Genomic DNA, 8,834 nt, shown 5'->3' with positions numbered 1-8,834 from the left:
ATTTCATGACATTTTGGGCATTGCCAATCTTGATACTCATGCCTATCGGATTGTTTTCGATATGCTTTTACTATTTCTTCAGCTTTCATCTTTTGTGCAGTGTCAAAAAGCCACACATAAGGATCGGTATCATCACCAAACGGCAGTTCTCCTTTTAAGCCGAAAATACCTTCTCCACGAACTTCACAGTAAATTTGTTCCACTTTAAGCAGCTCACATACAATGTGTGCTTCTGCTGGGTTTTTAGCGATAAATATTTTCATCAAAATACCCACTTCACCAATTACGAGTTTTGCTGACTTGGTGTCGGCCTTACTTTATTCATAACCCATTTAGTGATGATTGGAAATAGTCCCAATAGCGCAAAAGACGCTAATACTGCGGGTGAAACAATGCCCGATAGGCTTTCAATTGTTGCTAACTGAGTACCTGCATTCAGATATACGGCTGTGCCTGGCAGCATACCTATTTGGCTAGTGAGATAAAATCGACCTACAGACATCGGTGTTAAGCCCATCAGTAAGTTGATTAGAAAGAAAGGGAATACAGGGATTAGACGCAAGGAAAATAGATAAAAAGCTCCGTCTTTTTCGACACCTTGATTAATTGCGTTGAGTTTATTTCCGAATTTGTTTTGTACCCAGTCACGCAATAAGTATCGGCTGCTCAAGAAGGCCAGTGTTGCCCCCATAGTGCTAGCGAAAGAAACCAGTAGCAAGCTTGTCCAAAAACCAAATAAGGCTGCACCAAGTAAGGTGACTACTGCCGCTCCTGGGATAGAAAAAGCGGTAATTGCAATGTAGGTAAAAAAGTAAATCGCAGCCGAGAATACAAAATTCTGATCGATGTATGTAGTTAGTGCTTCTTGTTGGGCTTTTGCATTCTCTAAGGTTAAATACTGGCCAAAGTTAATACCTAAAAAGACGATAGCCGCTAGTAGGATGAGACCTAATATCAGTTTCTTATTCATAATTTTGATTCCAATTTGGGATATATGTAATAAGACAGTAGGAAAACCGAAAAAATTTCACAAAAAAACCGCAGATTAGACTGCGGTTTTACAAGATAGTTTTTAGGCCGACTTTTATTGGAGGCCGTTCATCAACTCATCTCGGCGAGCTTGAGGTACTACACTCCAATGAGTGCCGTTGATAGCACCTTCTAGTGCCCATAGCAACTCAATGTTGACGGTTGCAGAGTGCGTATCTCTTATCGCTTTATAGGCGTTAAGCGCACCTTCCTCTTCAAGCTTCTCTACGGATTCGATGCCGGCTTTTTTTAGCATGCGCTCGGTAGCCAGTCGTAAGTTAGGCAAATCTTTCAAACGGTTAGGCTTTGTACTTGCTTGCTGTTCTTTCTCAAGCTTTGCCTTTTTCAATGATTGATTCGCTACTTCGATTAAGCGTTCGCTTGATTCCCATAAATCGCTGGAAATAGCGTAGTACTTTGTAACGACTGGAAAGCCACGTTTTTTATAAACGTAAGGCTTTAGCCCTTGTTTCTCGAAGTCAGATGAAGTTTTTTGGTCTGCTCTGATATGAAGCTGATTGTTTACCACTAGTGCAAACATTGTTTCATCAGCGAATAGTCCGAAGCCACCAAACATTGAGCGCGACTTGATATTACCAAGTGCCTCAAATAGCTTCATAGAGTCTTTGAGTATCGGTTTATCCATGTTTTGTTATCTCGGTGTAATTAATATTACGCCACCAAAAGTCAGGTCCGAGAGAGTAGCAAACATGCGTAAAAACAATGTCATTACAGAGTAAAGTCATTGCTTACACACTTGCCATCGGTAACCCCGCTACCTTCCATATCGTAATATGGTTCAGGCCGGAGGCTTTGCGTCCCACTCTTTCGAATGGTTTGCCCTGTGCGTGACACAATGAGCATACTTCTTATATTGAATTAACATCACGGTTTAGCGTTAAAAGTGTGATTTCGGTTCAATAAAAATGATAGATTGAATGCTCTATTTTGCATATGGAAAGGTGCAAATTGGCCTTTGAAAAGGAGTTCTTAATATATATTACATTTATATAAAACAGGGAGTTAACGTTAGTCAATTGTTATTAGAGCTGTGTGAAGTATTAGAGAATGCTTAATTTTCCCAAAAAAATAAGCGCCCCTGTAGAGCGCTTATTTAACACGGTTAAATACAGTGAAATTTAGTTCATTTTTTTCACAGTATTTCGAATTACAAGCTCAGGTTGCATTTCGAAAATTCGTTTTTCGTGTTCTTTATCTTTGATACGCTCAAGTAGAATTTCGAATGCATTTTTACCAACACGACGTTTAGGTTGGTGGATAGTCGTTAGCGGTGGAGAGAAGTATTCCGCAAGCTCGATGTTGTCGTAGCCGATCACTGAAATATCTTCAGGAATTTTGATCCCGTTTTGTTGCAAGCGGCTCATTAGGCCTAGAGCCATTGTGTCGTTAAAACAGAATACCGCCGTCGGGCGCTTGTCCATTGCGGTAATTTTATCTGCAACTAATACGGCCGTATCACATTCAAAGTTACCTTCAAGGATCCAGTCTTCATTTACAGCTAGGTTCGCTTCACTCATTGCGCGACGGAAACCTGCAATGCGCTCTTGGCAAGCAAGCTTTTCAAAATGACCGCTTAGACAAGCGATATCCGTATGACCATTGTCAATCAGATGTTTGGTTGCAATGTAGCCACCTTCTTCTGAGTTATCCATGATCTTGTCTGCTTGTGAGCTCTCTGGGCCCCAATCCATGACCACTTTAGGAATGTCCGCATGACGGTCAAGCATCTCTTTTAGTTCTTCGGTTAAGTCAGAACACATCACTAGGATGCCATCAACGCGCTTTTCAGCCAGCATACGAATGTAATCGCGTTGTTTTTCGTAAATCCCGCCTGTGTTACATAAAATCAGAGTATAGCCTTGGCGGTAACAGTAGCTCTCAACGCCATCAATCACTTCTGAGAAAAATAGGTTAGTTGATTGAGTTACTAACATGCCAATCGTACGAGTTGAGTTGCATTTTAGGCTGCGTGCAACGGCACTTGGCGCGTAATTCAGCTCGTCAACGGCTTTCATTACTTTTTCTTGCGTTGCTTCTGCAACGAAACGCGTTTTATTGATAACGTGCGAAACTGTCGTAGTGGAAACGCCGGCTAAGCGAGCAACGTCTTTTATCGTGGCCATAAATGGTGTCCTGTATCGAGCTACTGAAATATGTCGTATTGGATGTACCTGATGCTCTAATGGTTTCACACCTAGCAATATAAAATTGGCGCTAAGTGTCTCGGCAGCGGTTGATCCAAGTGCGACAAAAGGGTGCGTAGCAGCATCGGTCGATGAATTTTATCTTTTTTCTATCTGATGAGAAATTGCCATCAACCTGTTAAGAAAACACAAAAACCGCTATATTTCAGCGGTTTACATATAAATCATATTTAATCGTTTGCGCTCACATTTTAGCCCTATGTGGACTGACTAGCAATGTTTTCAGCACGAGATTTGTGTATTTGAAGTCACATTTTGACTGCTAAATAACCAAGCGTCTTTGCGCTAAGTTAAGGCAAACGAATATTATACCCAAGTTACTTACAATTGGTCACTTTCAGGCATACAGGAAGCCCGATAGGCAGGCTCCCTAAAAATAGGCGGCAATTATTCACCAAGAAGGTAGGCGCTGTCTAGTTTACAAAATGCAACTAATAGTTTCGCGACACTCGAGTAAAATCCAAATTCGTCGAATTTTTTACATTTGTCTGAAAACTGAGGTAACCAAGACATCAATTGTTGCTGGATAAAGTCGTTTTGTTTAACGAAGGCTTCTTCCATGTGTTTTTCTTGTTCAAGCTCGTTTGAGCGGATAATCATGTTCCCGAGAAAGTCGAGCTCAACGGCTAAGTGATCCGCAGGTTCCTTTAGGTTTTCGTCTACTTGAACGCCAAATTCAGCCATCAACTTTTCCATTTCCTCAGCTGGCTTGTCATTCAGTAAACCTGATTCACCAATGTACATGGATGCGTAAGGAAGAGCGCCGTATTTTTCTGTCTTCAAAAACAGTTCACAAAAGTCAGCTGCAAGCTCTAGTTGTGCATCTTCACGATCTTGTAACCGATTCAATGCATCAACTAGGCTATCAACAGCTGGTTTCAGCGACTCATTTTCACCTAAACCTGCGAGAAAACTGCGAATTTCAACACTGTGATAGGCTTCCAATTCTTTCTCTGTTAGTTCTTTTGCGAACAAGCTCGAAAACCACCAGTAAATTTCAGCGCGTTTTTCATTAAAAGCTTTCACTTCTTGCATTTTGGGCTCCTGAATGATGCTTCAAGTCATGCATCACAAAGTCAATTAGGGATATCCCCTAAGTGTAATCAATTAAAATGAATAGCAGTAACTACAATTGTTATGTTTTATGGTCAAAAATGACCGTTTATTAATAGCAATGGGCAAGCTTGTTTTGAATCAATAAAAACGCTAAATCTTGCGTTTTAATGTATCTATGACTAGAAATGTTACTAGTTATGAATAGAATACGTCTTGGATAATAAGAAGACAGAAAAGTGGTGTAAATGAGCTATCACGTATTAGTCGTAGAAGATGATGTTGTAACTCGTAGTAAGCTTGCGGGGTATTTCCAAAATGAGGGCTACCAAGTCAGCGAAGCAGAGAGTGGCGCAGAAATGCGTGAAGTTTTGCAAGCGGGCGATGTAGACCTGATCATGCTGGATATTAACCTGCCTGGTGAAGACGGCCTGATGCTTACTCGTGAGTTACGTAGCCAATCGGATATTGGTATCATATTAGTAACAGGACGCACGGATAGCATTGATAAAATCGTAGGCCTAGAAATGGGTGCTGACGATTATGTGACAAAACCTTTTGAACTGAGAGAGCTGTTAGTTCGCGTTAAAAACTTGCTGTGGCGTATTTCAGCAGCGCGCAGTGGCAGCTCGAAAGCGAATGAAACCAGTGAAGAGCACATTGTGCGCTTTGGGGAGTGGACATTCGACATTCAACGTCGCGCACTTAGCCGCAACGGTGAGCCAGTAAAACTAACTAAAGCAGAGTATGAACTTTTGGTGGCATTATCGTCTTACCCTAACCAGGTGTTAAGTCGTGAGCGTATTTTGAACATGATCAGCCATCGAGTGGATGCGCCGAATGACCGCACCATTGATGTTCTTATTCGACGTATGCGCGCAAAAATGGAGTTCGATCCTAAGAACCCACAGATTTTTGTAACGGTACACGGCGAGGGCTATATGTTTGCTGGTGACTAGTTTGAACATAACTCAATCGTAAAAAGAAAAAGGAGAGCTTCGGCTCTCCTTTTTTGTGGCTTCAAGATAATACTAGTTTGCTTCAACCATTGGTGTTTGGCCGACAGTATCACGCAACCTTTGCCAAATACTGCCCAAGTACTCATGCCAATAAAGCTCTGTTTGTTCTAAGTAACGCGCTTTAGGTGAGTATTTATCCCAAGGTTGACTTATCTCGCTAATAGCTAAGAAGTTGGTCGGGGCTGGGATTGGTTTAATGCCTGCTGCGTTGAACTCATACAATGCACGGCTCATGTGACTCGCAGAAGTGACTAACACAATTTCCTTTTGTTGAACGAATGCAGCCGCTTGACGCGCCTCTTCCCACGTATCTTTCGCATCTTCTAATAAAATGATATCGGATTTCGCGACTCCCAACGCAAGGGCAACGTTCGCCATCATTCGCGCGTGGCTAATTTCAGATCCGCCAGCATAGCCGGATAAGATTAATTTCGCGCCTGGATACATTCTTAAAATACGAATGCCCTCAGTTAAGCGCATTAATGCTGCACGGCTTAACTGCGAGGTGGGTGGAATTTCGTCATCGATAACATGACCATTCCCTAAAACCATCACGTAGTCGATGGTGCCAGAAACTGGCAAAAAGGCTTTATGCTCTCGCTCTAACGGCATAAGAAGCTTGGTTGAAACAGGTTGGAAGGCAACAAGAAAAATGCCAACAAAAGAGAATAGAACAACGAAGCAGCCAGTTTTACGTTTTGTAGTAAAACTAATGAGAGCAAGACCCAACAAGCCTATCAGCAGCAATGCCGGAAGGGGCATAAGCATGGCTGACACTACTTTTTTCAGCTCAAACATACATAAATAGTCCGAAAAAACATCAATTGATAATAAAAATGAGGGTATCCCTCTTTATTCCTGCTTTCCTTGTGCCAGAATAGCGGCACAATCCGTTATGATAACTCAGCAGAAGTGACAGAAGACCGCAATTTCGACGATATCGCCCACAAATTTGCAAAAAATATTTACGGCTCCGATAAAGGGGAGATCCGCCAAATCATTGTGTGGGAAGATTTTCTACAGATTCTAAGTGAATTAGATGCTGACCAGCAACCCCTAGAAGTGTTAGACGCTGGTGGTGGTTTGGCACAAATGTCGCAAAAGCTTGCTAAGCTCGGACATCGAATCGCTTTATGTGATCTATCTTCGGAAATGCTGCAGTTGGCTAAGCAGGATATTGAAAAAAACGGTTTGCTTGAGCAGTATCGCCTGATTCATTCGCCTGTCCAATCCATCGGTGAACATATGGATGTACAGGTCGATCTGGTTATGTTCCACGCTGTGATGGAGTGGCTGGTTGATCCTAAGGCCGCACTTGAAACAGTTCTAGAGCAAGTAAAACCGGGAGGCATCGCATCAGTCATGTTCTACAACCACCACGGTTTAGTCTATAAAAATGTGGTTTGTGGCAACATTCCTCATATTTTAGACGGCATGCCTCACCGGAAAAGATTTAAACTACAGCCACAGAAAGGCCTAAAACCCGAAGAGGTCTATCAATGGATAGAAGATTCTGGTTTTAGTATTTGTGGCAAATCTGGTATTCGTTCCTTCAGTGATTACATAGGCAATATGCAATACATGGGCGATTACGAGTTTGAAGATGTGTTGGCGCTAGAAAAACAACTTTGTCGACAAGAGCCATACCTCTCATTAGGCCGCTACATACACGTGTGGGCTAAGAAGAACGATAAACAGGAATAACGATGAGTGAGATGACTCTCAATGCTGCAGAGCAACCAATCGATGAGTTGGTTGGCTGGGTTAAGCAGCACGATTTCTCGTTGAACCTGACCACTGAGCGATTGGCATTTTTGATTGCTATCGCTGTACTAAGTAATGAAAGGTTCGATGAAGAATTGGGTGAAGGTGAATTGCACGACGCATTTGCCATCGTCACTCGACTTTTTGATGAGACCGGCGAAGCTTCGGCTTTCCGTGCGAACAATGCCATCAACGAGATGGTTAAGCAGCGTCTTATGAGCCGTTTTGTCAGTGAGATTACTGACGGAGCGAGCATTTACCGCTTGTCGCCATTAGCGATAGGAATTACCGACTACTACGTGCGTCATCGCGAGTTCTCGAAACTGCGTCTTTCTATCCAGCTATCGATGGTAGCGGATGAAATGGCAAAAGCGATTGAAGCTGCACAAAAGGGTGGCACTCCGGGCCACTGGAAGAAAAACGTTTACGGAATTTTGAAATATTCTGTAGGCGAGATCTTCGATCAAATCGACCTTAACCAACGTGTGATGGATGAGCAGCAACAGTCTGTTAAACAACAGATTGCTGATCTGCTTAACAAAGACTGGCGTGAAGCGATCAACAACTGTGAAGCGCTACTGTCAGAAACATCAAGCACGTTGCGTGAACTTCAAGATACGCTGCAAGCCGCCAGTGATGAACTGCAAACTCAGATCCTCGATATTCAAGAAATTGTTTACGGTGACCCTGAGCTGGAGTTTATCGAAGAAGCCTTGTTTGGTCTGCAAATGAAGCTGGACCGAATCACAAGCTGGGGCCAGCAAGCTATCGACCTTTGGATTGGTTACGACCGACACGTGCACAAGTTTATCCGTACTGCAATCGATATGGATAAGAATCGTGCGTTTAGCTCGCGTCTGCGTCAATCTGTCAAAGATTACTTCGATGCGCCTTGGTATCTGACTTATGCAGATGCGGAGAGGCTTTCCGACCTTCGTGATGAGGCCCTAGTACTGCGTGATGACGAGGTCACGGGTCAAGTTCCGATGGAAGTAGAATACGAAGAGTTTCAACAAGTCAATGATGAGTTGGCAGAGCGAATTGGTGACATGCTGAAAGCGCATAAAGATCAAGGCACACCAATCGATTTGAGTGTGGTACTGCGAGATTACCTTGCACAGCACCCTTACACTCATCATTTTGATTTAGCTCGCATTATCGTCGATCAAGCTGTACGTCTAGGGTATTCAGAATCGGATTACCAAGCGATTCAACCAGACTGGAAAGCAATCAACGAATTTGGGGCAAAGGTACAAGCGAATGTCATCGACCGATACTAATGAATACATGTCAGAGAATCTGGCAAAAGCAATTTCTAACCCTCTGTTCCCAGCGCTAGACAGCATGCTTCGAGCAGGGCGTCATATCTCAAGTGAAGATCTAGACAATCACGCGTTGTTGTCGGATTTCGAACTTGAGCTTTCTTCTTTCTACCAACGCTACAACACCGAATTGGTGAAAGCGCCAGAAGGTTTCTTCTACCTTCGTCCTCGTTCAACGTCTCTGATTGGCCGTAGTGTTCTTTCTGAACTGGATATGCTGGTGGGTAAGGTACTGTGTTTCCTTTACCTAAGCCCAGAGCGTCTTGCGCACGAAGGCATCTTCACTAACCAAGAGCTGTACGACGAACTGCTTGCTCTAGCAGATGAAAATAAGCTGATGAAGCTAGTGACGAACCGTGCTACCGGTTCTGACCTTGATAAAGAAAAGCTGTTTGAAAAAGTACGTACGTCACTTCGTCGTC

Annotated in this window: 10 protein-coding genes and 1 riboswitch; of the genes, 4 read left to right on the top strand and 6 right to left on the bottom strand. The window is 43.0% G+C overall.

The features are described 5' to 3' along the window. The 5 genes from IQR33_RS21450 to torD all read right to left on the bottom strand — a co-directional run. Nucleotides 1-263, bottom strand: a 263-nt coding sequence (locus IQR33_RS21450) for a putative signal transducing protein (RefSeq protein ID WP_193844033.1), incomplete at its 3' end; no start/stop codon positions are given. 20 nt (nucleotides 264-283) lie between these two features. Beyond that, the gene (locus IQR33_RS21445) at nucleotides 284-970 is read right to left on the bottom strand and encodes a TVP38/TMEM64 family protein (protein WP_005378366.1); all 687 of its coding nucleotides are present in this window, start codon (nucleotides 968-970) and stop codon (nucleotides 284-286) included. Between the two features lie 114 nt (nucleotides 971-1,084). Continuing rightward, nucleotides 1,085-1,675, bottom strand: coding sequence for a TfoX/Sxy family DNA transformation protein (locus IQR33_RS21440; RefSeq protein ID WP_005378367.1), 591 nt, complete (start codon nucleotides 1,673-1,675; stop codon nucleotides 1,085-1,087). A gap of 116 nt (nucleotides 1,676-1,791) precedes the next feature. Beyond that, a riboswitch (cyclic di-GMP riboswitch) is annotated at nucleotides 1,792-1,881 on the bottom strand. Between the two features lie 287 nt (nucleotides 1,882-2,168). Next, the gene (purR, locus tag IQR33_RS21435; RefSeq protein WP_005378368.1) at nucleotides 2,169-3,173 is read right to left on the bottom strand and encodes an HTH-type transcriptional repressor PurR; all 1,005 of its coding nucleotides are present in this window, start codon (nucleotides 3,171-3,173) and stop codon (nucleotides 2,169-2,171) included. A gap of 468 nt (nucleotides 3,174-3,641) precedes the next feature. Next, a complete protein-coding gene (gene torD / locus IQR33_RS21430; RefSeq protein WP_005378369.1) occupies nucleotides 3,642-4,289 on the bottom strand; it encodes a molecular chaperone TorD in 648 nt (215 codons plus the stop codon). 266 nt (nucleotides 4,290-4,555) lie between these two features. On the opposite strand from torD, the gene torR reads away from it, so the two are divergent. Next, the gene (gene torR / locus IQR33_RS21425; RefSeq protein WP_005378370.1) at nucleotides 4,556-5,266 is read left to right on the top strand and encodes a two-component system response regulator TorR; all 711 of its coding nucleotides are present in this window, start codon (nucleotides 4,556-4,558) and stop codon (nucleotides 5,264-5,266) included. Between the two features lie 72 nt (nucleotides 5,267-5,338). Here torR and elyC read toward each other — a convergent pair whose 3' ends face one another. Then, nucleotides 5,339-6,124, bottom strand: coding sequence for an envelope biogenesis factor ElyC (elyC, locus tag IQR33_RS21420; protein ID WP_005387893.1), 786 nt, complete (start codon nucleotides 6,122-6,124; stop codon nucleotides 5,339-5,341). A gap of 114 nt (nucleotides 6,125-6,238) precedes the next feature. Between elyC and cmoM the strand changes: the two genes are divergently transcribed. The 3 genes from cmoM to mukE all read left to right on the top strand — a co-directional run. Beyond that, entirely contained in the window at nucleotides 6,239-7,030 is a 792-nt protein-coding gene (gene cmoM, locus IQR33_RS21415) for a tRNA uridine 5-oxyacetic acid(34) methyltransferase CmoM (RefSeq protein WP_033905340.1), read from the top strand. A gap of 2 nt (nucleotides 7,031-7,032) precedes the next feature. Further along, nucleotides 7,033-8,370, top strand: coding sequence for a chromosome partition protein MukF (gene mukF, locus IQR33_RS21410; protein ID WP_005378378.1), 1,338 nt, complete (start codon nucleotides 7,033-7,035; stop codon nucleotides 8,368-8,370). Then, a partial coding sequence (gene mukE / locus IQR33_RS33920) for a chromosome partition protein MukE (protein ID WP_228014052.1) occupies nucleotides 8,351-8,834 on the top strand: 484 nt, incomplete at its 3' end. The genes mukF and mukE, both read left to right, overlap by 20 nt.

The sequence above is a fragment of the Vibrio sp. OPT46 genome (assembly GCF_015163535.1).
GTDB lineage: Bacteria > Pseudomonadota > Gammaproteobacteria > Enterobacterales > Vibrionaceae > Vibrio > Vibrio alginolyticus.
This window is presented reverse-complemented; position numbering and strand designations above follow the sequence as displayed.

What these genes read in the sequence shown, in the direction of transcription:
- IQR33_RS21445 (WP_005378366.1), bottom strand. Translation starts at nt 970, where the DNA reads ATGAATAAGAAACTGATATTAGGTCTCATCCTACTAGCGGCTATCGTC.
- IQR33_RS21440 (WP_005378367.1), bottom strand. Translation starts at nt 1,675, where the DNA reads ATGGATAAACCGATACTCAAAGACTCTATGAAGCTATTTGAGGCACTT.
- purR (WP_005378368.1), bottom strand. Translation starts at nt 3,173, where the DNA reads ATGGCCACGATAAAAGACGTTGCTCGCTTAGCCGGCGTTTCCACTACG.
- torD (WP_005378369.1), bottom strand. Translation starts at nt 4,289, where the DNA reads ATGCAAGAAGTGAAAGCTTTTAATGAAAAACGCGCTGAAATTTACTGG.
- torR (WP_005378370.1), top strand. Translation starts at nt 4,556, where the DNA reads ATGAGCTATCACGTATTAGTCGTAGAAGATGATGTTGTAACTCGTAGT.
- elyC (WP_005387893.1), bottom strand. Translation starts at nt 6,124, where the DNA reads ATGTTTGAGCTGAAAAAAGTAGTGTCAGCCATGCTTATGCCCCTTCCG.
- mukF (WP_005378378.1), top strand. Translation starts at nt 7,033, where the DNA reads ATGAGTGAGATGACTCTCAATGCTGCAGAGCAACCAATCGATGAGTTG.